At 70.3% G+C, this 24,925-nt stretch carries 24 protein-coding genes, 1 tRNA gene and 1 pseudogene; 12 read left to right on the top strand and 14 right to left on the bottom strand.

Annotated elements, in window-relative coordinates; translation table 11 throughout:
* Positions 1-90 precede the first annotated feature (90 nt).
* The 10 genes and pseudogenes from Q8A52_RS29305 (at position 91) to Q8A52_RS29260 (ending at position 12,716) form a co-directional block, all read left to right on the top strand.
* Positions 91-2,727 carry an amino acid permease gene (locus Q8A52_RS29305; protein WP_408649271.1) on the top strand — a complete coding sequence of 879 codons (2,637 nt, stop codon included), beginning with the start codon at positions 91-93 and terminating at the stop codon, positions 2,725-2,727.
* A gap of 43 nt (positions 2,728-2,770) precedes the next feature.
* A pseudogene (locus Q8A52_RS29300) lies at positions 2,771-2,953 on the top strand (HGxxPAAW family protein); the annotation flags it as partial.
* 128 nt (positions 2,954-3,081) lie between these two features.
* The gene (locus Q8A52_RS29295; RefSeq protein WP_316756823.1) at positions 3,082-4,095 is read left to right on the top strand and encodes a BRO-N domain-containing protein; all 1,014 of its coding nucleotides are present in this window, start codon (positions 3,082-3,084) and stop codon (positions 4,093-4,095) included.
* A gap of 118 nt (positions 4,096-4,213) precedes the next feature.
* Positions 4,214-5,095 carry a DUF2797 domain-containing protein gene (locus Q8A52_RS29290; protein ID WP_316756822.1) on the top strand — a complete coding sequence of 294 codons (882 nt, stop codon included), beginning with the start codon at positions 4,214-4,216 and terminating at the stop codon, positions 5,093-5,095.
* Positions 5,096-5,176: 81 nt separating this feature from the next.
* A complete protein-coding gene (locus Q8A52_RS29285) occupies positions 5,177-5,524 on the top strand; it encodes an antibiotic biosynthesis monooxygenase family protein (RefSeq protein ID WP_316756820.1) in 348 nt (115 codons plus the stop codon).
* Between the two features lie 110 nt (positions 5,525-5,634).
* The gene (locus tag Q8A52_RS29280) at positions 5,635-6,375 is read left to right on the top strand and encodes a response regulator transcription factor (protein WP_316756819.1); all 741 of its coding nucleotides are present in this window, start codon (positions 5,635-5,637) and stop codon (positions 6,373-6,375) included.
* Positions 6,372-8,057: a HAMP domain-containing sensor histidine kinase gene (locus Q8A52_RS29275; protein ID WP_316756817.1), complete on the top strand. Its 1,686-nt coding sequence runs from the start codon at positions 6,372-6,374 to the stop codon at positions 8,055-8,057. The genes Q8A52_RS29280 and Q8A52_RS29275 overlap by 4 nt, the downstream gene beginning before the upstream one ends.
* 14 nt (positions 8,058-8,071) lie before the next feature.
* On the top strand, positions 8,072-9,547 hold the full coding sequence (locus tag Q8A52_RS29270) for a bifunctional glycosyltransferase family 2/GtrA family protein (protein WP_316756815.1): 1,476 nt from the start codon (positions 8,072-8,074) through the stop codon (positions 9,545-9,547).
* On the top strand, positions 9,544-11,781 hold the full coding sequence (locus Q8A52_RS29265; RefSeq protein WP_316756813.1) for an ArnT family glycosyltransferase: 2,238 nt from the start codon (positions 9,544-9,546) through the stop codon (positions 11,779-11,781). Before Q8A52_RS29270 ends, Q8A52_RS29265 begins: the two co-directional genes overlap by 4 nt.
* A gap of 176 nt (positions 11,782-11,957) precedes the next feature.
* On the top strand, positions 11,958-12,716 hold the full coding sequence (locus Q8A52_RS29260) for a TetR/AcrR family transcriptional regulator (RefSeq protein ID WP_316756811.1): 759 nt from the start codon (positions 11,958-11,960) through the stop codon (positions 12,714-12,716).
* 99 nt (positions 12,717-12,815) lie between these two features.
* On the opposite strand, the gene Q8A52_RS29255 is transcribed toward Q8A52_RS29260, so the two are convergent.
* From Q8A52_RS29255 to Q8A52_RS29240, 4 genes are all read right to left on the bottom strand, one after another.
* Positions 12,816-13,286, bottom strand: coding sequence for a PPOX class F420-dependent oxidoreductase (locus tag Q8A52_RS29255; RefSeq protein WP_316756809.1), 471 nt, complete (start codon positions 13,284-13,286; stop codon positions 12,816-12,818).
* A gap of 49 nt (positions 13,287-13,335) precedes the next feature.
* Entirely contained in the window at positions 13,336-14,157 is an 822-nt protein-coding gene (locus Q8A52_RS29250) for a YceI family protein (RefSeq protein WP_316756808.1), read from the bottom strand.
* A gap of 100 nt (positions 14,158-14,257) precedes the next feature.
* Positions 14,258-16,780, bottom strand: coding sequence for an MFS transporter (locus Q8A52_RS29245; RefSeq protein WP_316756806.1), 2,523 nt, complete (start codon positions 16,778-16,780; stop codon positions 14,258-14,260).
* A gap of 21 nt (positions 16,781-16,801) precedes the next feature.
* On the bottom strand, positions 16,802-17,296 hold the full coding sequence (locus Q8A52_RS29240) for a MarR family winged helix-turn-helix transcriptional regulator (RefSeq protein ID WP_316756804.1): 495 nt from the start codon (positions 17,294-17,296) through the stop codon (positions 16,802-16,804).
* Between the two features lie 203 nt (positions 17,297-17,499).
* On the opposite strand from Q8A52_RS29240, the gene Q8A52_RS29235 reads away from it, so the two are divergent.
* Positions 17,500-17,697: a hypothetical protein gene (locus Q8A52_RS29235; protein ID WP_316756802.1), complete on the top strand. Its 198-nt coding sequence runs from the start codon at positions 17,500-17,502 to the stop codon at positions 17,695-17,697.
* A 67-nt stretch (positions 17,698-17,764) separates the two neighbouring features.
* On the opposite strand, the gene Q8A52_RS29230 is transcribed toward Q8A52_RS29235, so the two are convergent.
* The 9 genes from Q8A52_RS29230 to Q8A52_RS29190 all read right to left on the bottom strand — a co-directional run bounded on the left by Q8A52_RS29230 (position 17,765) and on the right by Q8A52_RS29190 (position 23,135).
* Complete coding sequence (locus Q8A52_RS29230; RefSeq protein ID WP_316756801.1) at positions 17,765-18,313, bottom strand: hypothetical protein; 549 nt, start codon at positions 18,311-18,313, stop codon at positions 17,765-17,767.
* A 246-nt stretch (positions 18,314-18,559) separates the two neighbouring features.
* Positions 18,560-19,489 carry an RNA polymerase sigma factor SigF gene (locus tag Q8A52_RS29225; protein WP_316756799.1) on the bottom strand — a complete coding sequence of 310 codons (930 nt, stop codon included), beginning with the start codon at positions 19,487-19,489 and terminating at the stop codon, positions 18,560-18,562.
* Positions 19,490-19,755: 266 nt separating this feature from the next.
* On the bottom strand, positions 19,756-20,661 hold the full coding sequence (locus Q8A52_RS29220) for an RNA polymerase sigma factor SigF (RefSeq protein WP_316757223.1): 906 nt from the start codon (positions 20,659-20,661) through the stop codon (positions 19,756-19,758).
* 164 nt (positions 20,662-20,825) lie between these two features.
* On the bottom strand, positions 20,826-21,119 hold the full coding sequence (locus tag Q8A52_RS29215; RefSeq protein WP_316756797.1) for a Dabb family protein: 294 nt from the start codon (positions 21,117-21,119) through the stop codon (positions 20,826-20,828).
* An 11-nt stretch (positions 21,120-21,130) separates the two neighbouring features.
* Positions 21,131-21,310, bottom strand: a complete 180-nt coding sequence (locus Q8A52_RS29210; RefSeq protein WP_263210427.1) for a hypothetical protein — start codon at positions 21,308-21,310, stop codon at positions 21,131-21,133.
* 129 nt (positions 21,311-21,439) lie between these two features.
* Positions 21,440-21,524 (bottom strand) — tRNA-Ser (locus Q8A52_RS29205).
* 67 nt (positions 21,525-21,591) lie between these two features.
* Positions 21,592-22,023, bottom strand: a complete 432-nt coding sequence (gene tadA / locus Q8A52_RS29200; RefSeq protein WP_316757221.1) for a tRNA adenosine(34) deaminase TadA — start codon at positions 22,021-22,023, stop codon at positions 21,592-21,594.
* Between the two features lie 56 nt (positions 22,024-22,079).
* Positions 22,080-22,610 carry a tRNA adenosine deaminase-associated protein gene (locus Q8A52_RS29195; protein WP_316757219.1) on the bottom strand — a complete coding sequence of 177 codons (531 nt, stop codon included), beginning with the start codon at positions 22,608-22,610 and terminating at the stop codon, positions 22,080-22,082.
* Between the two features lie 312 nt (positions 22,611-22,922).
* Positions 22,923-23,135, bottom strand: a complete 213-nt coding sequence (locus Q8A52_RS29190; RefSeq protein WP_316756795.1) for a hypothetical protein — start codon at positions 23,133-23,135, stop codon at positions 22,923-22,925.
* 95 nt (positions 23,136-23,230) lie between these two features.
* On the opposite strand from Q8A52_RS29190, the gene upp reads away from it, so the two are divergent.
* Positions 23,231-23,866, top strand: a complete 636-nt coding sequence (gene upp / locus Q8A52_RS29185; protein WP_316756794.1) for a uracil phosphoribosyltransferase — start codon at positions 23,231-23,233, stop codon at positions 23,864-23,866.
* Between the two features lie 308 nt (positions 23,867-24,174).
* On the opposite strand, the gene Q8A52_RS29180 is transcribed toward upp, so the two are convergent.
* The gene (locus Q8A52_RS29180; RefSeq protein WP_408649277.1) at positions 24,175-24,792 is read right to left on the bottom strand and encodes a LytR C-terminal domain-containing protein; all 618 of its coding nucleotides are present in this window, start codon (positions 24,790-24,792) and stop codon (positions 24,175-24,177) included.
* Positions 24,793-24,925 lie beyond the last annotated feature (133 nt).

Raw genomic sequence — 24,925 nt, 5'->3', positions numbered from 1 at the left:
CGACCTCTGGCGTTTCACGGGCGTGCCCCGGCGAAGGGTGCGGCCGACCCTGCTGTTGCGGACGGGCGAGGCGCGGGGTTGGAATCGAGTGTGAGGCTCTTCGGCGACGCCGCGTCCGCAGGCCGCCCCGCCCCAGGCACGGGGTCCGGCCGGAAAGGGCTCAAGAACAACGCACTGGGCATGTTCTCCTCGGTCGTCATCGGCCTGGCCTCCACCGCCCCGGCGTACAGCATCGCCGCCACGCTGGGCATCATCGTGGCCGCGGTCGGACCGCAGGCCCCGGTCGTCACCATGCTGTCGTTCGTCCCGATGCTGCTGATCGCGTATGCCTTCCGGGAGCTCAACGCGAGCAACGCCGACTGCGGCACCACCTTCACCTGGGCCACGCGCGCCTTCGGTCCACGCACCGGCTGGATGGGCGGCTGGGGCCTCATCGTCGCCAACATCATCGTCATGGCGAACCTCGCCGTGCTCGCCGGTGCCTACAGCTTCCGGCTGGTGGGCCTGGACGACCTGGCCGAGAACCGGCTGTGGACCACCGTGGCGGGCATCGCCTGGATCGCCGTGATGACCGTGGTCTGTTACGTCGGCATCGAGTTCTCGGCCGCGATCCAGCGCGTGCTGCTGTGCATGGAAGTGGTGATGCTGATCCTGTTCTCCATCGCCGCGCTGATCCGTGTCTACACCAACCCTCCCGCGACGGCGCTCCATGTGTCCGCCTCCTGGTTCGACCCCTTCGAGGTGCCCTCGGCGAAGGCGCTGACCTCCGGGATCCTCGCGGGCGTCTTCATCTACTGGGGCTGGGACAGCGCCGTCTCGGTCAATGAGGAGACCGTCGACAGCACGCGCATCCCCGGGCGTGCCGCGGTCATGTCCACCGTGATCCTGCTGGCCATGTACGCGCTGGTGTCCACCGCGGCGCAGGCGTTCGCGGGCGTCGGCAGCTCGGGCATCGGGCTGGGCAATGCCGGCAACTCGGACGATGTGCTCTCCGGACTGGGCAAGGCCGTGTTCGGGAACCAGGACACGGGGCTGGTCCTGCTGAGACTGCTGATCCTGATGGTGCTGACCTCGGCGCTGGCCTCGGCCCAGACCACCATCCTGCCCCTGGCCAGGACCGTCTTCTCCATGGCGGTCCACAAGGCCCTCCCCTCCCAGTTCGCCCGGATCCACCGCAGATTCCTCACCCCGACCTGGTCGACCATAGGGATGGGAGCGGCCTCGATCGCCTTTCTGGTCCTGCTGACGTCGTTCAGCGGGGACGTCCTGGTGGACTCGATCGACTCGGTCGGCCTCGCGATCACCTTCCACTACGGCCTGACCGGCTTCGCCTGCCTCTGGTACTACCGCAAGATCCTCCGCCGCAGCCCCAACGATCTGGTCTTCAAGGGTGTGTTGCCGGGGCTGGGCGGGCTGATGATGCTCCTCCTCTTCGTCTATGCCGTCTTCGTCTATGCGGCGCCCGGGTACGGCGCGACCACCGTCGACGTGCCGCTGATCGGACCGACGGGCGGGGTCGTGGTCGTGGGCCTGGGCGCGCTGCTGATCGGCCTCGTGCTGATGCCCCTGGTCACCCGCGGGCACACGGCGGCCCTCAGGCTCCAGCGGAGCCTGCTTCCGCGCCATCTGCCGCCGCAGACGGCCCTCGACGCGGCCGGACGCTATCTGCCCGCCGACAGCGGGTCCGGTGTCGGGGGCGACTGGTTCGACGTCATCCCGCTGTCGGGCACCCGGGTCGGGCTGGTCGTCGGGGACGTCCTCGGCCATGGGCTGCACGCCGCCGCCGCCATGGGGCGGCTGCGCACGGGAGTACGGGTGCTGGCCCGGCTGGACCTGGCCCCGGACGAGGTCCTGACCCGCTTGCACGACCTGGTCGAGCAGACCGCGCACGAGCGCGGACCCGACCGCGTCCACGCACGGTCGCATACCGACGAGGCCCGGGGGGTGACCTGCCTGTACGCGGTGTATGACCCGGTCTCGGGACAGTGCAGCCTCGCGCGGGCGGGGCCGTTGCCGCTGGTGGTCGTCGATGCGCGCACGGGCGCCACCGACAGCCCGGAACTGCCGCCGGGGCCGCCGCTGGGAGTCGTCGGCCCGCCCTACGAGAGCACCGAACTGCAGCTCGTGCCGGGCAGCCTCGTCGCCCTCCTCACGGACGGCCTCCTGCAGTCGGCCGACAGCTCCGCCGCCGGGCTGCGACAGCTCGCCCACCTCCTTGCCGAGCCCCGGCGGCCGCTGGAAGAACTGTGCGACCAGGCGGTGGCCACCCTGCTGCCCGGGGCGGTCGACGAGGACGCGACGCTGCTCCTGGTCCGCACCCGGATGCTCGACCGGAACCAGTTCGCCCAGTGGGAGGTGGCCCCGGACCCGGCCGCGGTCGGCTCGCTGCGCACCACCGTCAGCAAGCAGCTAGACGACTGGGGACTGCACGAGCTGTCGTTCACCACCGAGCTCGTCGTCAGTGAGCTGGCCACCAACGCCATCCGCTATGTCGGCGGGCCGATCCAGGTGCGTCTGATCCGTGACCGGACCCTGATCTGCGAGGTCTCGGACACCGGGCACACCACCCCCAACCTGCGGCACGCCGCGAGCGACGACGAAGGCGGCCGGGGACTGTTCATCATCGCCCAGATGACCCACCTGTGGGGCACGCGCTACACGGCCACCGGAAAGATCATCTGGACCGAGCAGCTGCTGCCGGCCGCGGACGGTCAGCAGTCCTCCTGAGGGTCGTTCCGGTTGAGCTTCTCCAGGCGGATCGACGGGGGTGGGTGCCGGGGTGGTCATGGTGTCGGCCCCCTTGATCGCCGGGGGCCTGGCGATCGTCGCCGTCGCCGTCCTCGTCACCTGGTACCTCCACCTCACCGGCTGGGGCAAGCCGCCGGGACGCCGGCCTAGGGCGGAGTGGGGGATGCGGATCCGGGACACGAGCGCACGGGATGGCCACCCCGGGGGCTGATTCGCGCGGGCCGCATGCACTGGGCAGAATCGATCCCTCTGTCACCTTTTGGGTGAACATACCTTCTACGCGGGGGAGTTGTGTGCGGAGATCCCTAGCTTCCGTGGTGGAGGTGATGCTCGATGTACGAGCACAACGACACGCCGCCGGAACAGTCGGCGGAGCGGAAGCAGGACGCGATCGACGTCAACGACTTCGTGTTCGCGGCCACGGGGGCGCGGGTGCGGAGGCTGACGCTGCCGGACGGGGAGCACTGGTTTCCGGCGGCGGACGTGGCCGGAAAACTGGGGTACGCAAACACCCGTCAGGCGTTGAGCATGCATGTGTCTGCAAACTGGCAGAGGACTCTCCGGGAGATTGCACAGGGCGTCTGTACAGCAGACACCTTGAGCAAACTTGCAGCTCACAGACTGCAGAGGTCGATGAAGCTGGTCAACCTCAAGGGGCTGATCCAGCTTGTCAACGGCTGCACCAAGCCCGAGTGCGAACCCTTCAAGGCCTGGGTCTCCGAGGTCATCGCAACCATCCAGCGCGACGGTTCCTACAGCCTCGAACCGGCTCCGGTACAGCCCGCACCCAGCGGCGGCACCGCATACCTCATGCCCGAGCAGGTGGCCGACGCGATCGTCCGTCTGGAAGAGCGGAACATCCGGGCGGACGAGGCGCTGCTCGCCCGGCAGGCGGAGTTGTGCCGCCACCAGGACTCCATGGCCAGGGCTCAGGACTCCATGGCCAGGGCCCAGGACTCCATGGCCAAGGCTCACGACTCCATGGCCAAGGCCCAGAATTCCATGGCCGACGCCCTCCACCGCATCGCCCACTCCCTGGACCTCATCGCCGACCGTTTCAAGCCCGCCGCCGAGGCGGAAGGGGCCCCGGCCATGTCGCCCCAGCAGCTGCTGGGCATCTGGCGGGCGAAGAACCTGGTCGTCACGGACGACGTGCACGCGGTGGCGGCCTACCTCGCTCCCTCGCTGGTGCGGGGGCCGGTCCGTTGTCCGCTGGAGGAGGTCGCCGGCAGCACGGGGCTGACGCTCGACCGTGTCCACGACTGCGTGCGCATGCTGCTCAAGCGGGGTTGCATGCGGCAGAGCGGGTGTGCTGCGGACGGGGCGCCGGTTTACGTGCTTCCGTAACGGGTGACGAGACAGGCCCGAAGCCGCAAAACAAGGTTGCGGCTTCGGGCCCTTCGATACCGTACTGCCTTCCCGCCGCCCGCCCCGCTGTCAGTGCCCACGCCTACCCTCAAGAGTGATGGCACAGGTGTGGAAATGCTCGGGACTGCGATGGTCGGGGGACGGTCCCGTGCTGGTGTGGGACGGGGGGCGGCAGAGCGCGCTGCCTCGGGGGAAGCGGGTCGCCTTCGGGGTCGCGGACGGGGGCGTGCGGACATGTGCGGGTGCCCGGGGGCACCCCTGTCCCGTGCGGGCGGTGGTGTCGGGGCGGAGTACCGGCGCGCGGTGTGAGGAGTGCGCGCGCCTGGACCGGGCGCACTCCGTGGCCGCCGACACCATCGCGGACGATCCCCGGCCGTACCACGTGTACCTGGCCTGGTTCGGTCCCGGCATGGTGAAGGTCGGGATCACCGCCGTCGAGCGGGGGTCCGCGCGCCTGCTCGAACAGGGAGCCGTCTGTTTCAGCTGGCTCGGCGCCGGGCCGCTGATGGCCGCGCGTCGGACGGAGGAACTGCTGCGCGCCGCGCTCGGCGTGCCCGACCGGATCCCCTACGCCGAGAAGCGAGCCGTACGGTCCGTGCTGCCCGCGACCGAGGCGGAACGGGCCGGTGAGATCGAGGAGTTGTACGAGCGTGCCGTCGCCCTCGACGGCTGGCCGGAGTCGCTCTCCCGCGAACCGTGCCAACCGGTCGACCACGTAGGTGTGTTCGGGCTCCAACGGCTGCCCGACGCCTTCGGCGAGGTCGTGGAACTGGTCCCGGGCCGGACCGTTGGCGGTGAACTGGTCGCGGCCGCCGGGCCCGACCTGCACATCGCGGCCGGCGCGCGCGGGGTCGTCGTCCTCGACACACGGCTGATGACCGGCTGGGAGCTGCGCCCCGGCCCCGGTGCGGGCGACGGATTCACCGTTCCCCTGCGGGAGTTCAAGGAGGAGGCGGGAGTCCAGGACGGGCTGTTCTGAAGGTCAAGAGTCGGATCCCTTATGGATCCCTTTGGGCAAGGTCCATGGCGCGAACCACTTCCGTGGTCGATCGTCGATGACATGAGCGATCAGCGCACTGCACCTGTCCCGGCCCATGAAACCCCTTACTACGCCGTCGTGTTCACCTCCGTCCGCACCGAGGAGGACGACGACGGATACCGGCGGACCGCCGAGCGACTGAGCGAACTGGTCAAGGGCATCCCCGGCTTCCTCGGCGAGGACTCCGCCCGTACACCCGGCGGTCTGGCGATCTCCGTCGCCTACTTCCGTGACCTGGCCGGCATCGAGGCGTGGCGCCACGACGCGCGCCACCGGGAGGCCAAGCGGTACGGTCGGGAGCACTGGTACGAGCGGTACTCGATCCACATCGCCCGGGTCGAGCAGAGTCACACCTTCGACCGTTCCTGATCTCCCGGCAAGCGTTTCCCAGGCGTTGCCTGAGAAACGCCTGTGTGTTTCTCAGGGAAAACACAGATTAGTAAAAGCGTGTTCTCAGAGGACCCCGACAAGGTGTCCCCATGACCACGACCTCGCCCCTGGGGCGCACCGAACTGCTGAGGCCGGACGGGAGCCCCGTCCGAGTGCTTGTGGTGGACGACGAGCTGTCGATCACCGAACTCCTTTCCATGGCCCTCCGTTACGAGGGCTGGCAGATCAGGAGTGCGGGTGACGGCCACGGTGCCGTCCAGACGGCCCGGGAGTTCCGGCCCGACGCCGTCGTCCTCGACATGATGCTGCCCGACATGGACGGCCTCGCGGTGCTGGGGCGCCTGCGGCGCGAACTGCCCGACGTACCCGTCCTCTTCCTGACCGCGAAGGACGCGGTGGAGGACCGCATAGCCGGGCTCACCGCCGGTGGCGACGACTACGTCACCAAGCCGTTCAGCCTGGAGGAGGTCGTGGCCCGGCTGCGCGGGCTCATCCGCCGCTCCGGTGCCGCCGACCGGCGGTCCGACTCCGTGCTCGTCGTCGGTGACCTCACCCTGGACGAGGACAGCCACGAGGTGTCGCGGGCCGGCGAGAGCATCCACCTCACCGCCACCGAGTTCGAGCTGCTGCGCTTTCTCATGCGCAACCCGCGGCGCGTGCTCAGCAAGGCGCAGATCCTGGACCGCGTGTGGTCGTACGACTTCGGCGGCCAGGCCAATGTGGTCGAGCTCTACATCTCGTATCTGCGCAGGAAGATCGACGCCGGCCGGGAACCGATGATCCACACCCGGCGGGGGGCCGGCTATCTGATCAAGCCCGCCGCGTCATGACCGGGCGACGGCGGCCGCGTGCGCAGAAGAGACATGGGGGTCCCCCCGCTCGAACGAAGCTGACAGTGGGGCAGGGACAGCCGCGGACCCTGCGAGCGCGGCTCGTCGTCGCGTCCGTGCTGCTGATCGCGGTGGTGTGTGCGGTGATCGGCACCGTGACCACGCTCGCGTTGCGGTCCCATTTGTACGACCAGCTGGACGACAAGCTGCACGAGACCGCCATGCGCGCTTCGGGCGGCCGTCTGCCGGACAAGCCGGGCACCGACCCCGGCGCCCCCATCGGGGACGCCAGCGCCTCGGACGACACCACCTCGGCGAGCGACAAGGTCCGCAGGTTCGTCACGCAGGGGCCGACGCAGCCCAAGACCGTGGCCGCGTATGTGGAGAACGGCGAGATCACAAGCGCCGCGATCGCCGAGCAGAAGAACGACAACAACGGCATCTTCAAGAAAATGAACGGCGCCGCTCTCGACGCGGCGCAGAAGGCGGCGCTCGCCACCGTGCCGAGGGACGGCAAGGGGCACTCCGCGGATCTCCCGGGGCTCGGGAGCTACCTCGTCGCGTACACCCCGAGCCGGGACGGCAGCGGCTCGTACTACGTCGGCCTGCCGACCAAAGACACCGACGACAACATCAACACCCTCATCCTCGTCGAGGTCAGCGTCACCGCCGCCGGTCTCGGCGCCGCCGTCATCGCCGGCTACGTGCTGGTCGGATTGGCCACCCGCCCCCTGCGCCGCGTCGCCGCCACCGCCACCCGAGTCTCCGAACTCCCTCTCCACACCGGCGAGGTGAACCTCAGCGAACGCGTCCCCGAGTCCGAGACGGATCCGCACACCGAGGTCGGTCAGGTCGGTGCCGCGCTCAACCGGATGCTCGACCATGTGCACGGTGCCCTGCACGCCCGCCAGCAGAGCGAGATGCGGGTACGGCAGTTCGTCGCGGACGCGAGCCACGAGCTCAGGACCCCCCTCGCCTCCATCCGCGGGTACGCCGAGCTCACCCGGCGCGGACGCGAGCAGGTCGGGCCCGACACCCGGCACGCCCTGGGCCGTATCGAGTCCGAGGCGGGCCGGATGACACTGCTCGTCGAGGACCTGCTGCTGCTCGCGCGCCTGGACGCCGGGCGGCCGCTCCAGTTCGAGCACACCGACCTCATTCCGCTGGTCGTGGACACCATCAGCGACTCGCGTGCGGCCGGCATGGACCACAACTGGCGGCTCGACCTGCCCGACGAACCGGCGCTGGTGTCGGCGGACGCGGCACGGATCCAGCAGGTGCTGGTCAATCTGCTGGGCAACGCGCGCAAGCACACCCCACCCGGTACGACGGTCACCGCACGCGTCCAGCGGCGCGGGCGGTGGATGTGCATCGATGTGGAGGACAACGGCCAGGGCATTCCGCTCGAGCTGCTGCCGCACGTCTTCGAGCGGTTCGCCAGGGGCGACTCCGCGCGGTCCCGGTCCACCGGGTCCACCGGTCTGGGGCTCGCGATCGTGCAGGCCGTCGCGACCGCGCACGGCGGTGCCGTCACCGTCGACAGCATCCCGGGGCGGACCGTGTTCACGGTTCATCTGCCCGCGCTCGGTCCCCTGCTGCCGCAGCCCGCCCCCGAAACGAACTGGCAATCGCACTCACAGGTGCAGCACAGCGCCACCACATGGGTGCAACAGGGCACTTGACCAGAGTCGTTCCCATGCGAACCGACTCTTCTCCCGGCACTCTGCCGGCACGGGAGCACCTCCCGGCCGGAGACGCCGGTACGCCTGTCCTGGACGTAGTGATCCCCGTCTACAACGAGGAGAAGGACCTCAGGCCCTGTGTGCTCAGACTGCACGAGCACCTCAGGCGCACCTTCCCGTACGCGTTCCGCATCACCGTCGCGGACAACGCGTCCACGGACACCACCCCGCAGGTGGCGGCGCGGCTGGCGGCGGAGATCGGCGAGGTGAGGTCGTTCAGGCTGGAGCAGAAGGGCCGCGGGCGTGCGCTGCGGACCGTCTGGTCCGCCTCGGACGCCCCGATCCTCGCGTACATGGACGTCGATCTGTCCACCGACCTCAACGCGCTGCTGCCGCTGGTGGCGCCGCTGATCTCGGGTCACTCCGATCTGGCGATCGGTTCCCGGCTGGCCCGCAGCTCGCGCGTGGTGCGCGGGGCCAAGCGGGAGTTCATCAGCCGCTCGTACAACCTGATCCTGCGCGGCTCGCTGCAGGCCCGCTTCTCCGACGCGCAGTGCGGATTCAAGGCGATCCGGCGCGACGTCGCCCAGGTGCTGCTGCCGCTGATCGAGGACACCGGCTGGTTCTTCGACACCGAGATGCTGGTCCTCGCCGAGCGGGCCGGGCTCCGTATCCACGAGGTGCCCGTCGACTGGGTCGACGACCCGGACTCGACGGTGCACATCGTGAAGACGGCGACCGAGGACCTCAAGGGGGTGTGGCGGGTGGGCAAGGCCCTGGCCACGGGCTCGCTGCCGCTGGACCGGATCACCCGGCCGTTCGGCGACGACCCGCGCGACCGTGACATCAAGGACGTGCCCAAGGGCCTGGCCCGTCAGCTCGTCGGGTTCTGTGTCGTCGGCGGACTGTCGACGCTCTTCTACCTGCTGCTCTACAGCGGCTTCCGGCAGTTCTCCGGCTCGCAGATCGCCAACGCGCTCGCGCTGCTGGTCTCGGCCGTCGCGAACACGGCGGCCAACCGGCGCCTGACCTTCGGGGTGCGCGGCCGCGGCGGTGCCGTCCGGCACCAGGCGCAGGGCCTGGTCGTCTTCGGCATCGGCCTCGCCCTCACCAGCGGCTCGCTGGCCGCCCTGAACGCGGCCACCGGCCATCCCGCGCACTCCACCGAACTGGCGGTGCTCATCGCCGCCAACCTCGCGGCGACGGTGCTGCGCTTCCTGCTCTTCCGTGCGTGGGTCTTCCCGGACCGCGGCGACACCGACCAGGTGTCGACGGTCGTGGCCGCGCACAACCCGTCCTCGCCGACCCACGCGACGACGGTCCCGTACCAGCCGGGCGGCACGCCGCTCCCGCAGCGCCCGCTGCAGCACTCGCCGTACCAGACCACCCAGTTCCGCGCCGGTGAAGCCGCGGACGGCAACTGGAGGGACGCCACCATGCGGTTGCAGCCGGTGCGCCCTCACGACACCGACCCGGGGGACCCCCGATGACCACCCACTACGACCGGACGACCCACCCCGGCGGTGCCGCCTCCTGGAGCCCCCCGCCGACTGCCGCTCCCCCGCGGATCCCCGCCACGGAACCGGCGACGCCCACGGCTCCCGCGCCCGGGTCGGGCGAGCCCCGGCAGCCGTTCGTTCGGAGACTGTGGCGCGGCCGGCCCGAGGACCCGCGCTGGGTGCGCCCGGCCTTCCTCGGCCTGCTGGCCGCCACCTTCCTGCTCTATCTGTACAACCTGAGCGCCTCCGGCTACGCCAACTCCTTCTACTCGGCGGCCGTCCAGGCGGGCAGCAAGTCCTGGAAGGCGCTCTTCTTCGGCTCGCTGGACGCGGGCAACGCCATCACCGTCGACAAGCCTCCGGCCGCGCTGTGGCCGATGGCCCTGTCGGTGCGGATCTTCGGCCTCAGCTCGTGGGCGATCCTGGTCCCCGAGGTCATCATGGGCGTCCTCACGGTCGCCGTGGTGTACGCGGCCGTACGCCGCCGGTTCAGTCCCGCGGCCGGTCTGATCGCGGGCGCCGTGCTCGCGCTCACCCCCGTCGCGGCGCTGATGTTCCGGTTCAACAACCCGGACGCGCTGCTGGCGCTGCTGATGGCCGTAGCCTGCTACATGGTCGTCCGGGCCCTGGAGGACGGCCGCACCAAGTGGCTGCTCTGGGCGGGTGTCGCGATCGGCTTCGCCTTCCTCGCCAAGACCCTGCAGGCGTTCCTGATCCTGCCGCCGCTGGCGATCGTGTACGCGGTGTGCGCGCCGGTGCCGCTGCGGAAGCGCTTCGGACAGCTGGCCCTGGCCACGGTCGCGCTGGTCGTCTCCGGCGGCTGGTGGGTCGCGATCGTCGAACTGTGGCCGGCGTCCTCCCGCCCCTATATCGGCGGCTCGCAGAACAACTCCTTCCTGGAGCTGACCTTCGGCTACAACGGCCTCGGCCGTCTCAACGGCGACGAGACCGGCAGCGTCGGTGGCGGTGGCGGTGGCGGCGGCGCGAGCATGTGGGGCGAGACCGGCTGGGACCGGATGTTCAACTCCGAGATCGGCGGCCAGATCTCCTGGCTGCTGCCCGCCGCGCTGATCCTGCTCGTCGCGGGCCTGGTGGCCACGCGCAGGCTGGAGCGGACCTCCGTCACCCGTGGTTCGTTCCTGGTCTGGGGCGGTTCGCTGCTGATGACCATGGTCGTCTTCAGCTACATGGCGGGGATCTTCCACCAGTACTACACGGTGGCCCTCGCCCCCTACCTGGCGGCCGTCATCGGCATGGGCGCCGGCCTGCTGTGGGAGAAGCGCGCCGAGACGTGGGCGTCGATCGCCCTCGCCGCCTCGGTCGTCGCGGCCGCGGCCTGGGGCTACGTCCTGCTCAACCGCACCTCCGACTATCTGCCCTGGCTGAAGTGGCTGGTCCTGATCGGCGGCCTGACCGCCGCCCTGGGCCTCGTCTTCGCGGGCCGCGTGTCGCGGCAGCTGGCGCTCGGTGCGGCCGCGCTCGGTCTCGTCGCCGCGCTGGCCGGTCCTGCGGCGTACACGCTCAGCACGCTGCGGGAGGGCCACAGCGGCTCCATCGTCACGGCCGGCCCGGCCGGCGCGAGCACGATGGGCGGCGGCCGCGGCGGTCCCGGCGGCGGGATGCGCGGTGGCAACGGCGGCTTCGGCGGCATGCCGGGCCAGAACCAGCGGGGGCAGCAAGGTCAGCCGGGCCAGCAGAACGGCAACGGCTTCCCGGGCGGTGGCACCGGCGGCTTCGGCGGCGGAATGCCGGGGCAGAACCAGCAAGGTCAGCGCGGTCAGCAGGGGCAGCAGGGTCAGGGCTTCCCCGGCGGCGGTCCGATGGGTGAAGGCGGCGGCGGTGGCGTCGGCGGCCTGCTCAACGGCGCGAGCGTCTCCTCCGAGGTCAAGAAGCTGCTGGAGACGGACGCCGGGAAGTACACCTGGGTGGCCGCTTCCATCGGCTCCCAGAACGCCGCGAGCTATCAGCTGGCCACCGGCGAGCCGGTGATGGCGATCGGCGGCTTCAACGGCACCGACCCGTCGCCGACGCCGGCCCAGTTCAAGAAGTACGTGGCCGAAGGAAAGATCCACTACTTCATCTCCGGCGGTGGCATGGGCGGAGGCATGGGCGGCAGCTCCAGCGGTACGTCCGCGCAGATCACCTCGTGGGTGCAGAGCAACTTCAAGAAGGTGACGGTCGGTTCGGCCACCTTCTACGACCTCACGCAGAAGACCGGCGGCTGACGATCGGCCGGTGGGATCAGCGGGAGAAGGGCGGGTGGCTGCGGCCACCCGCCCTTCGGGTTCTGCTCGGGCCCGTGTGGCGGAGCCGCACATCGGCGCACTTCCGCGCCCCTTATGGGGGTGTTGCGGTTCTAGCATTTTGATGAGTGGCCGGAGTTCTCGAGGAAGGTGCGCCGATGGTGAAGGCAGCCGAGCGGTCGGTGCGGTCGAGCGTCTGGCTGGAGGGCAAGGTCCGCCGGGGTGGGCGCGCGGGGCAGCCCTCTGGTCTCGATCGTGAGCGGATCACCGAGGTGACCGTGCGGCTGCTGGACGCGGATGGACTGGCCAAGTTCTCTATGCGGAGGCTCGCGGCCGAGCTGAACGTCACCGCGATGTCCGTGTACTGGTACGTCGACACCAAGGACGACCTGCTGGAACTCGCTCTGGACGCGGTCTTCGGCGGGCTGCGGCTGCCCGATCCGGAGGCCGGGGACGAGGACTGGCGCGATCAGCTGCGCGCGCTGGCCACGGAATACCGCGTGCTTCTCGTCCGCCACCCCTGGCTGTCACCGCTCGCCGGGCGGTATCTCAACATCGGCCCGAACTCGCTGGCGTTCTCCCGGGTGGTGCGGCAGATCATCCGCCGGACCGGGCTGCCCGCGCACGGCGTCACGGGCGCCATCTCGGCAGTCTTCCAGTTCGTCTACGGCTACGGCACGATCGAGGGCCGCTTCGCCGCCCGGGTCGAGGCCGCGGGCCTGACCCCCGACGAGTACTTCCGCACCGCCATCAGCGCGGTGTCCGGGGCCCCGCAGACCGCCGACATGATCAAGGAGTCCAAGGACATCATGGCGGCGCGCGGCGGCGACACGGTCGAGGAGATGCTCGACCGCGACTTCACTTTTGCCCTGGACCTACTGGTGGCCGGAATCGAGGCGATGGTCGCCCGGGGCTGACCAGCAGGCTCACCGCGGGCCGTGCGGGGAGCCGCCGGTGGCCCCGGGTCCCGAGCGTTCCGGGGTGACCGGGGCGATCGGCTTGCCGGGCCCTGGTGGTCAGTCCTCGGTCACGAGCCTGGCCGGGAAGCCGCCGGTGGCCACGGGGCCCCACCGCTCCGGGGTGACCCGGATGATCGACTTTCCCTGCTTGAGCATTGCCTCGCGGTACTCGTCCCAGTCCGGGTGCTCGCCGGCGATGTTGCGGTAGTACTCGACCAGCGGTTCCACCGAGTCGGGGGAGTCGATGACCTCCGCCGTTCCGTCGATCTGGACCCACGGGCCGTTCCAGTCGTCGCTCAGCACGATCAGGCTCACCCGTGGGTCCCGCTTGGCGTTGCGGGCCTTGGCGCGCTCCGGGTAGGTGGAGACCACGATCCGCCCCGAGTCGTCGACCCCGCAGGTCAGCGGTGAGCCCTGGGGCCCGCCGTCGGCCCGCCGGGTCAGCAGGACGGCGCGGTGACGGGGGCGTACGAAGTCCAGCAACTCGTCCAGGGAGACGGACGTGTTGGTCGCGATGTTCGGTGCCATGGGGGCAGCCTAGAGGCAGCGGACCCGGATCCGGCTGACCCTGATGTGCCTACGCCTGCGGTAGTGACCCGCCCTGCACCGCCTGGATGTCCAGCTCCACCTTCAGCGTCGTGCCGATGGCGGCGATGCCCGCCTGGACGACCTGGTTGTAGTTCATGGCGAAGTCCTCGCGGTGCAGTTCCGCCGTCGCCCGGAAGGCCGCGCGGGTCCCGCCCCAGGGGTCGGAGCCGGTGCCGAGGTAGGCGAGGTCCAGGTCGACGGGGCGTACGACACCGTGCATCGCCAGTTCGCCGTGGACCGTCCAGCGGTCGGCGCCGGCCGCGGCGAGGCCCGTCGAGCGGTAGGTGATCTCGGGGTGGCGCTCGACGTCCAGGAAGTCCGCGGAGCGCAGATGCGTGTCGCGCATGTCGTTGCCGGTGTCGATGGAGGCCGCCCGGATGACGGCCTGGACACGGGACTTGGTGATGTCCTCGGGTGCGATCTCGACCGTGCCCGCGAACTCCGTGAACCGGCCGCGCACGCTGGAGATCCCGAGGTGCTGGGCGATGGCGCCCACGCTGGAGTGGGTCGGGTCGACGGTCCACGGGCCGGGCGGGGGCAGCTCGGTGCCGCCCTGCCGCGCCAGTGTCACCGTGCCGACCTCGGCGTGCCCGCTCGCGGTGACGATCGCGCTGGCGGCGGCGGGCGCGTACCCGACGGCCGTGACGATCACCGTGTACGCCCCCGGGGCGAGCCCGGTGGTGTCCCGTACGGCGCCTTCCGCGTCGGCCTCGGCGCGCAGCACCTGCGCGCCCGTCATATCGGCCACCGTGACGACCGCGTGCGACACGGCCCATCCGTCCCGGGTACGGATCCTCGCGGTCAGTGCCATCCCGTTTTCTCCCCAAAGCATAATAAATTGGTCAATGAGAGACCGGCCCGTGCCCGACGCGCCTCCGCTCGGAGCGCGCCCGGCACGGGCCGGGGCCGAACTACTCGCCGGGGTGGGCGAGTTCGATGTCGTGGCCGTCGACTCCGGTGCCGTTCACCGTGAGGGCCGTGGCCACCGGCGGGTATCCCGTCGCGATGACGGTGTACTCGCCGCCGTTCAGGTCGGCGAAGGCGTACGCCCCGTCCGTCCCGGTGATGGCCGAGCCGACCACGTTGCCCGCCGCGTCCACGAGGGTCACCCGGGCGTCGGCCAGCGGGCCGTGCGGGGCCCGTACGACCCCCTGGAGCTGGGCGCCGGCGTCCAGGTCGACCTCGATCCGGGTGACACCGGTGGCGCCGATCCCGACCGGCAGGGCGCGGGGCCGGAACCCGGCCGCGTTCACCGCGACGGTCACCACACCCGGCACCAGCTCGGTGAAGCCGAACTCGCCCTGCTCACCTGTGATCCCGGTGGCCAGCAGGTCCCCGCGCACATCGGTGACGATCACCATCGCGTCCCTGACCGGCAGCGCGCTCCCGGCGGCCCGGACGGCACCGCTCAGGCCGCTGGTGCCGCTGAGCAGGATGTCGTACGACACCGGGTCGTCACCCACGACGACCGTGGACGCCTGCGGCTGGTAGCCGTCCGCGGAGGCGATCAGGACGTACGAGCCCGCGCCCGGCGCGTCCACCCCGTAGGAACCGTCGGCCTGGGCGACCGAGCGGCCCAGCTGGCGGCCGGACAGGGAGATCAGGGTGACCGCGGCCTGCCCGACCGGGGCGCTCTCGGCACCGCGGACGAAGCCGTGGACCGGGACACCGCCGGGCTCGGGCTGCTGCGGGGCGGGCACGGCGGCGACGGCGGTGAGCTGCCGGGTGGCGGCCGCCTCGGTGCCGGCCTCCGGGTCCACGACCGGGGCGGCCCAGCTCGGCACCTTCTCCTCGGCGGGAGCCCCCGCGGCGACGGCGGCCGGGGCCTCGGCCTCGGCCTTGGCCTCGGCGGCCTGGGCCAGGGCGCCCGCCGTGCGCAGCGGGACCTCCTTGATGAACAGGGTGACCAGGAAGGCGAGGAAGGCGATCGGCGTGATGTACAGGAAGATGTCGGCGATGCCGTGCCCGTACGCGCTCTCCAGCCAGTTGCGGATGTGCGCGGGCAGCAGGTCCATGTCCGGCAGCTGACCGGTGCCCGTGGCCTTGGCGGCCGCCAGCTGCTCCTTGGGCTTCAGCTGGCCGATCGTGTCCTTGGCATAGTGGGTGATGCGGGTGGACATCACGGAGCCGAGCGCCGAGACGCCCATCGCACCGCCGAGGGACCGGAAGAAGGTGACGACCGAGCTGGCGGCGCCGAGTTCGTGCGGGGCGACCTGGTTCTGGGTGGACAGGACCAGGTTCTGCATCATCATGCCGAGACCGAGGCCCATGACCGCCATGAAGATCGCGATCTTCCAGTAGTCGGTGTCGTATCGCATGGTGCTCAGCAGGCCCAGGCCGGCCGTCAGCAGCACACCGCCCGTGACCAGCCACGCCTTCCACTTGCCGGTCTTGGTGATGACCTGGCCGGAGACGGTGGAGGAGACGAACAGTCCGGCGATCATCGGGATCGTCATGACGCCCGACATCGTCGGGGACTTGTCGCGCGCCAGCTGGAAGTACTGGCTGAAGAAGACCGTGCCGGCGAACATCGCGATGCCGACGAACAGGGAGGCGAGCGAGGCCAGTGTGATCGTGCGGTTCCGGAACAGGCGCAGCGGGATGATCGGCTCGTCGGCCTTCGTCTCGATGAGGAGGAAGATCAGCGCCAGCACGAGCGCTCCGCCGACCATCGTGTAGGTCTGCCAGGACAGCCAGTCGTACTTGTCGTTGGCGAAGGTGACCCAGATCAGCAGCAGGCTGACGGCGGCGGTGATGAAGAAGGCACCGGCCCAGTCGACCTTGACCGCACGCTTGTGCTCGGGCAGGTGCAGCGTCTTCTGCAGCACGACGAGCGCGATCAGCGCGAAGGGCACCCCGACGTAGAGGCACCAGCGCCAGCCGAGCCAGTCGGTGTCGGTGATGACGCCGCCGACGAGCGGGCCGCCGACGGTGGCGACGGCGAAGGTGGCGCCCAGGTAGCCGCTGTAACGGCCCCGCTCCCGGGGCGAGATCATCGCGGCCATGATGATCTGGGCCAGCGCGGTCAGACCGCCGGCGCCCAGACCCTGGATGACACGGGCGCCGATGAGCATGCCCGGGTTCTGCGCGAGACCGGCGACGACCGAGCCCGCGATATAGATGACCAGGGCTATCTGGACGAGCGCCTTCTTGCTGACCAGGTCGGCGAGCTTGCCCCACAGCGGGGTGGAGGCGGTCATCGCCAGCAGCGCGGCCGTGACGACCCAGGTGTAGGCGCTCTGGCCGCCGCCGAGGTCCTTGATGATCTCGGGCAGGGCGTTGGAGACGATCGTGGACGACAGGATCGCGGCGAACATGCCGAGCAGCAGCCCGGAGAGCGCCTCCATGATCTGCCGGTGCGTCATGGGGGCGTGGCCGGGGCTTCCCCCGTGCTTGGCGTGGGCCCGCACACCGGCTGGTGTGGTCGTTGCCATGGGCTTCCTTCTCTTACGTGGTTATGCGGGTGTACGGGTGGTCGTGTCGAGGACGGGTGCGATGGCGGTGAGGCGGGGATGGGCGGACCGGCAGTCGCCGAAGCTCGCCCGCAGCCGGGTCATCAGCCGGATCAGCTGGGTGACCTCCTCGTCGGTCCAGTCGCTCAGCCGCTCGGCCAGCAGTTCGGTACTGCGCCGGGACAGCTCGACGAGGGTGGCCCTGCCCGCCGGGGTGAGGCGCAGGATGCGCGAGCGCTTGTCGGCGGGGTCCGGAGACCGCTCGATCCAGCCCCGCTCCGCGACATGCGCGACATGCCGGCTGGTCACGGACATGTCCACGGCCAGCAGCTCCGCGAGCTTGCTCATGCGCATGTCCCCGTGACGGCCGAGCAGCGTCAGCACGGCCGCGGAACCGGCCGGGCAGTCGTGCGGAAGGATCCGCCCCAGGTCCCGTTTGACCGCTCCGACGGCGCTGAGCTGGCGCGCCAGCTCCTCGAACTGCGCCTGCTCCGCCATCACACCTCCAGGTTCGTTGCTTGAGGCAACTGTAGGATGCTTGGTTGCTGCAGGCAAACAAATTGGGGTGGTCGGGGATAAAAACTTGGCAAAGGCAAGTATTACGAACGTAAATACGCTGGTGGGGATGGGTCCGAAGGCCCCGCATATGCGGGTGGCCCCCCACTTGGGCCACATCCCCGGATTCGCTAGTGTCTCGAGCCATGGCTAACACCCAGGGCCCCCAGGGCAACTACGACCCCGCAGGCAACACCCAGATGTTCCGCGCGTTCGTCGACGAGGCCCCTCAGGGGGGCAGGCAGCAGGCGTCCGCCCCGGCGGGCCCGCGCATCGGACTGATCATCGGCGTCATCGTCGCGGTGGCGGTCGTGGCAGCGGTTGCCTGGCTGGCGCTGAAGTAACCCGCACCGCGGGAGCCGGGGCGGACCGGTGACCGGAAGGACCGGGCTCGGGCCGCAGCGCCCCGCGTCACTTCCAGTCGACGGCCACGTCCCGCGTCTCGATGTGCATCCCCAGAGGTACGCGCCAGGCGTCGACGCACACCGTCCAGGTGTGCTTCTTCTGCGTGCCCGCTTCGACCGGGGTCGGCAGGTTCTCCGTCGACTCGATCGTGGCCCAGTCGATGCCGAGGGCGCCGATGACGTGGGTGCCGAAGGTCACCTCGCCCGAACGGGCCGCGGTTCCGCCCGAGTTGTGGAAGGTCACCGTCACCTTCTCGCACCAGCGCTTGTCCGTGGCCTCGCGGGACGGCGTGTCCCAGGTGAGGGCCGCCGGGGACGGGGGCGCCCCGGTGGGGCCGGGAGCGGGGGCGGGAGTGGGCGTCGACGGGGGAGGCGATGTCCGCCGGTCCGTCCCGCGGCCGGGGTGCGTCCCGGCCGCGCTCGGGGAGCCGGGGATGTCGCCGCCTGCGGTGTCGCCGAGGGCGGGGGCCGGGGACGGGGTCACTGCGGAAGTCCCGGGCGCGGGTGGCGCGTTGTGCCCGTCACCCGTCAGTCCGTCGAGCGGCGTCAGTGTCACCCTTCCGGTCGGACTCACCGCCGTCAGGGGTGACGTGCCTGCCGGGCCCACGGCCGTGTAGCCGCCGGCGCCGGTGCCGCCTGCGCATGACGCGAGCAGTCCGCCGAGACAGACGACGGCCGCCGACGCTGCCGTAACGGCGCCTCGGCGGCCACTCGTCCATGGAGCCCATGTCGTCCGAAGCATCGCGCCATGGTGGCTGACGCTCCGTCAAATAGGAAGCTCTGTGCGGGGTTTCCGTGCGGATCAGTCGGAGATGAGGCCCTCCCGCAGCTGGGCCAGGGTGCGGGTCAGAAGGCGGGAGACGTGCATCTGGGAGATGCCGACCTCCTCGCCGATCTGGGACTGGGTCATGTTGGCGAAGAAGCGGAGCATGATGATCCGCCGTTCGCGGGGCGGGAGTTTGGCCAGGAGCGGCTTCAGCGACTCGCGGTACTCGACGCCCTCCAGGGCGGTGTCCTCGTAGCCGAGGCGGTCCGCGAGCGAGCCCTCGCCGCCGTCGTCCTCGGGGGCCGGGGAGTCCAGTGAAGAGGCCGTGTAGGCGTTGCCGACCGCCAGGCCGTCGACCACGTCCTCCTCGGACACGCCCAGTACGGCGGCCAGTTCGGCGACCGTGGGGGAGCGGTCCAGCTTCTGGGAGAGTTCGTCACTGGCCTTGGTGAGGGCCAGCCGCAGCTCCTGGAGCCGGCGCGGAACCCGGACCGACCAGGACGTGTCGCGGAAGAAGCGCTTGATCTCGCCCACGACCGTCGGCATCGCGAACGTCGGGAACTCCACGCCGCGTTCGCAGTCGAAGCGGTCGATCGCCTTGATGAGGCCGATGGTGCCGACCTGGACGATGTCCTCCATCGGCTCGTTGCGGCTGCGGAAGCGGGCCGCCGCGTAGCGCACGAGCGGGAGGTTGAGCTCGATCAGGGTGTCCCGGACGTAGGCACGCTCGGGGCTGTGTTCGTCGAGTGCGGCAAGCCGCAGGAACAGGGAGCGGGACAGGGTGCGGGTGTCGATGTCCGCCGAGCCCGGCAAGGCCGGGACATCTGCGGCGGCCGGGAGCTCCGGGGCCGGAGGGGCCTGGAGGGCCGTGACGTCGTCGAGCACGTCGATTGCGTCGAGCTCCTTGGGCGCTGCCTCGCTCTTCGTGGGCGTGAGCACCTTCGAGCTGCCCTGGTCTGCGGACATGCCACCCCCTTTGGGTCGCGGGACGGTCGCGGCGGCGATCCTTTCGAGGAACGCAGCCTTCACCTGAATACCGGAGCCGGAGCCACGGCAAACGCGCTTCCCGCAGAATGTCACATGTCGGCAACACGCTGTAGTGACATGTCGACATGTGAGTTACGAATCAGCCCTGGAAAGAGGGGGTCTGACGGTTTTTCGGCGCACAACTGTCGGGAACAGCCCTGGTGAGCGAATCGCTCGCGCCGGTGATGGCTCGATCGTTTTTGCGGTTACGCGTCGATCCGGTTCGCCGAACGCAGCCGCTGGAAGCTACGCGCGAGTAGCCGTGAGACGTGCATCTGCGACACGCCGAGTTCCGCGCTGATCTGAGACTGGGTGAGATTGCTGTAGTAGCGGAGGAGAAGGATTCTCTGTTCGCGTTCGGGGAGTTGGACCAGGAGATGGCGGACCAGATCGCGGTGCTCCACGCCGTCCAGGGCCGGGTCCTCGTAGCCGATGCGGTCCAGGAGGCCCGGCAGCCCGTCGCCCTCCTGGGCGGCCTCCAGGGACGTCGCGTGGTACGAGCGTCCGGCCTCGATGCAGGAGAGCACCTCGTCCTCGCTGATGCGCAGCCGCTCGGCGATCTCGGCGGTGGTGGGGGAGCGTCCGAAGGCGGTCGTCAGGTCCTCCGTCGCGCTGTTGACCTGGACCCACAGCTCGTGCAGCCGGCGCGGTACGTGGACCGTGCGGACGTTGTCCCGGAAGTACCGCTTGATCTCGCCCACCACCGTCGGCATGGCGAAGGTCGGGAACTGCACACCCCGGTCCGGGTCGAAGCGGTCGATGGCGTTGATGAGGCCGATCGTGCCGACCTGGACCACGTCCTCCATGGGCTCGTTGCGGGAGCGGAACCGGGCGGCCGCGTAGCGCACGAGCGGCAGATTGGCCTCGATGAGCGCTCCTCGCACCCGGTTGTGCTCTGGTGTGCCCGGCTGGAGCTCCTTGAGCTGTGCGAAGAGCACCTGGGTGAGGGCGCGGGTGTCGGCGCCGCGGCGCTTCTCGGGGGCGTGTGCGGGCGCCGGGGCGGGTGTGGCGGCGGAGGTGGATGTGGCGGTGGGCGTGGACGTGGCGGTGGGCGTGGATGCGGGGGCGGGCGCCTCTTCCTGGGGCGGCGCAGTACTGGCCGACACGGGCAACGCCACCTCTTCATCCGTCAATCATCCGGCAAAAGCGGTCATAGCATCACAAGACATGTGCACTGTGTGCAAGCACCGCATAACGCCGTGTTGAGGGCAAGTTGGGACTTGAGACGCATAAAGGCCCCCCGCCGTTCCGGCGGAGGGCCACTGGGGTGTACGGCTCAGAATTCGTAGTCGGCGATCACCCACGTGGCGAACTCCCGCCACCGTGCGACGCCCGCCTGGTGGGCCGGGTGCTCCAGGTAGCGCTTGAGGGCGTCCTGGTCCTCGACCGCCGAGTTGATCGCGAAGTCGTACGCGATGGGCCGGTCGCTGATGTTCCAGGCGCACTCCCAGAAGCGGAGCTCCTCGATCTGCCCGCCGAGCGCCCGGAAGGCCTCGACGCCGGCCACCACCCTCGGGTCGTCGCGCTCGACGCCCTCGTTGAGCTTGAACAGCACCAGGTGCCGGATCATGGGCTCTTCCCTCAGCTCTTTGCTCCGTCGACGATCCATGTGAAGAAGTCGCCGATGGCCTTGGCGGCGTCCGATATGCCCTCGAAGCCTATCTGGACGTAGTCGGCCGCCTTGGCCGGGTCAGTGATGATCACATAGAGCACGAAGACCACGAGCACGTACACGGCGATCTTCTTGCCGTTCACCGCCACCGCGGCCTCCCCTGTCTCTGCTGCTCGCCGGGGCCTTCGGGCCCCTTGTTGCCGGCGGTGAGTGTAACGTTCTTTGTTTTTCTGCCGAATGCACGATGGGCCCCGTCTCTCGACGGGGCCCATCTTCAGCGGTAGCGGAGGGATTTGAACCCTCGGTGACTTGCGCCACACTCGCTTTCGAGGCGAGCTCCTTCGGCCGCTCGGACACGCTACCGAGGGAGACCTTACAGCACGGTGGGCCATGGTCCGAAATCCGTTTCCCGGCTCCCCGGAACCGGGCTTCACCGATCCCGGAAGAACTCCGTGAGCAGCCGGGCCGCGTCCGCCGCCAGCACGCCTTCGATGACCTCGGGACGGTGGTTGAGCCGGCGGTCCCGGACGACGTCCCACAGGGAGCCGGCCGCGCCCGCCTTCTCGTCGCGGGCGCCGTAGACGACGCGGTCCACCCGGGACTGGACCAGCGCTCCCGCGCACATCGTGCAGGGCTCCAGAGTGACCACGAGGGTGCACTCGGTCAGCCGCCATGTGCCCAGCCGTGCGGCGGCCCGCCGGATCGCGAGGATCTCCGCGTGGGCCGTGGGGTCACCGGTGGCCTCGCGCTCGTTGTGGCCGGTCGCGAGCACCGTCGTACCGTCCGGGGACAGCACGACGGCGCCGACGGGGACGTCCCCGCCCCGGACGGCCTGCTCGGCCTCGTCCAGGGCGAGCCGCATCGCGGCCCGCCAGCGGTCGCGCACCGGGTCCGCTGCCCCGCCCGCCTCCGGGGCGGTCAGCGGACGGTCTCCAGCACCTCCGAGGCGCCCAGGGCCTCGGCGATCGCTCCCAGCGCGTCCTCCGCGTCCAGGGCGCGCAGCTCCTTCTCGCTCACGCCCAGGTCGTCGAGGATCTCGCTGTCGCCCACGGGGCTGTGCGGCACCGCGTCGCCGGAGGTGCCGTCCTCGTCGTCCTCGTCCTCGGACTCACCGTCCTCGGTGCCGTCGAGGTCCAGGGAGTCCAGGTCGGGGCCGTCGGAGCCGGGCTCGCGGCCCAGCAGTTCGTCCGTGAGCAGCAGCTCGCCGTACGCGCTGCGCGCGGCGGCCGCGGCGTCCGAGACGTAGATGCGAGGGTCGTCCTCGCCGTCCACGCGGACGACGCCGAACCAGGCGTCCTCCTGCTCGATCAGGACGAGCACCGTGTCCTCATCGGGATTGGCTTCCCGGGCCAGGTCGGCCAGATCCGACAGGGTTTCCACATCGTCGAGCTCTGTGTCGCTCGCTTCCCACCCGTCTTCGGTGCGCGCGAGCAGTGCGGCGAAGTACACCGTGACTCTCCCACTGGTCATAGGCGTGCCGGTTGGGGGTCCCCCCGGCGGAGGTTTTGGGCGGAGAGAGCTGTGCTCCGAGCCCCACCCACTCGGAATCGTGGCAGAAACAAGGCGTTCAGGGGACGTCTTCGGCTCCCTGTGTCCGGCAGTTTTGATCGCACGACGCAAAAGGACCAACCCGTGCGTCCGTGCAGGTATCACCGGCGCACTTGTTGCCGCCACCTGCGGATCGTACGCGGCTTTGGGTGTCGCTCACGCACGGCCTTACCGGGAACGCGGCACCAACGCCCGATCTTCCCCACCGGATTCCTACCAGCGGAACGTCCGCATGCGCATCGCGTGCCGGAGCCGGGCGGTCTTGGCGCGGCGCGGCTGGACGCGGTCACGGAGCTCCCGGGCCTCCGCGAGCTCGCGCAGGAACCGCGCCCGGCGCCGCCGGCGTTCGGTGTCCGTCTCCGGCGGCGACACACCCGCCCCGGTCTCGCCGGAGGCCTCGGAGTCGCGGTCAGGCAGGTCAGGCATCGGCTCACCACCCCAGTCGGTCCCTCCCACTTTCCCCCGGTCGGGCGGTTTGATGCCAGAGCCAGGTGTGGCGCACCGCGGTTACTGTTATGGGCATGCGTCTCCACGTCGTCGACCACCCCCTGGTCGCCCACAAGCTCACCACCCTGCGCGACCAGCGCACCGACTCCGCGACCTTCCGGCGGCTCGCCGACGAACTGGTCACCCTGCTCGCCTACGAGGCCACGCGGGACGTACGCACCGAGGCCGTCGACATCCGGACCCCGGTCTCCCCCACCACCGGCGTCAAGCTCTCCTACCCGCGTCCGCTGGTGGTGCCGATCCTGCGCGCCGGGCTCGGCATGCTGGACGGCATGGTCCGGCTGCTGCCGACCGCCGAGGTGGGCTTCCTGGGCATGATCCGCAACGAGGAGACGCTGCAGGCCTCCACGTACGCCTCGCGCATGCCCGAGGACCTCTCCGGCCGCCAGGTGTACGTCCTGGACCCCATGCTGGCCACCGGCGGCACGCTGGTCGCGGCGATCCAGGAGCTGATCAAGCGCGGCGCCGACGACGTCACCGCGGTCGTGCTGCTCGCCGCCCCCGAGGGCGTCGAGCTCATGGAGCGCGAGCTCGCGGGCACGCCGGTGACGGTCGTGACGGCGGCCGTCGACGACCACCTCAACGAGCACGGCTACATCGTCCCCGGCCTGGGAGACGCGGGGGACCGGCTGTACGGGGCGGCCGAGTAGGCCGTACGACCCGCTCGGCGGCGCTTGCGGCTGCCTTCGGGCGGTTCTTCTAGCAGTTCTTCTTCGATGCGGCGGATGTCGTGCGGGGCGTGGTCAGCTTGGCCAGGGCCTTGTCGGCGTCCGCCTGCTTCGTGAGGGTTTTGAAGCCCGTGCCGATGACCGGGGTCGGGGTCTGTGCCTTTGCGGTCGGTGTCGGTGCGCTGCTTCGGCGGGGCGAGGCGGGGAGGCGGGGGACCGGCTGTACGGGGCGGCCGAGTAGGCCGTACGACCCGCTCGGCGGCGCTTGCGGCTGCCTTCGGGCGGTTCTTCTAGCAGTTCTTCTTCGATGCGGCGGATGTCGTGCGGGGCGTGGTCAGCTTGGCCAGGGCCTTGTCGGCGTCCGCCTGCTTCGTGAGGGTTTTGAAGCCCGTGCCGATGACGAGGTCGAGGTCCATGCCCTTGCGGCCGGCGTCGGTGCGCCGCTCCGCCGAGGCGAGTTGGGTGGCGAGTACGGGCAGCGAGCTGTTCAGGGCGGACGCGGGGCCGATCAGTAGCCCGGTGCCCTTGATCTTCCCGTCGAGCTGCGACGAGGCGTTGCCCACCTCGCCGATGCGGAAGCCGCGCTTCTTGAGTTCGTCGGCGGTCGCCTTGGCGAGCCCGGAGCGGGTCGTTGCGTTGTAGACGTTGACGGTGATCCCGCCCGGTTCGGGCAGTGCGACCGCGGGCGTGGCCGAGGGACTCGCCTTGGCCGAGCAGTTCGCCTTGGAACCGGCCGCCGAGGCCTTCTTGCCGCCGCCCGTGAAGACGTCGATGAGCTGCAGGGTTCCCCAGCCGACCAGGCCGAGCACGGCGACGGAGGCCGCCAGCCGGAACGCGAGCCTGCCGCGCCGCCGGGGAGGGCGCATCCGCGGGTACTTGTCCCCCGTGATCCGGTACTGGCCGCCCATGCCGGGGGGAGTCAGCATGCTCATGGGCGCAGCGTAGTGCGGACCGGCGACGATTCCTACTAGATGATCATTCGACGCCGTACCGGAGAACCCGAAAGGGTCAACCTGTTACCGGGGCGTGTCCGCACGGGTG

The sequence above is a fragment of the Streptomyces herbicida genome (assembly GCF_032656585.1).
Lineage (GTDB): Bacteria > Actinomycetota > Actinomycetes > Streptomycetales > Streptomycetaceae > Streptomyces > Streptomyces herbicida.
This window is presented reverse-complemented; position numbering and strand designations above follow the sequence as displayed.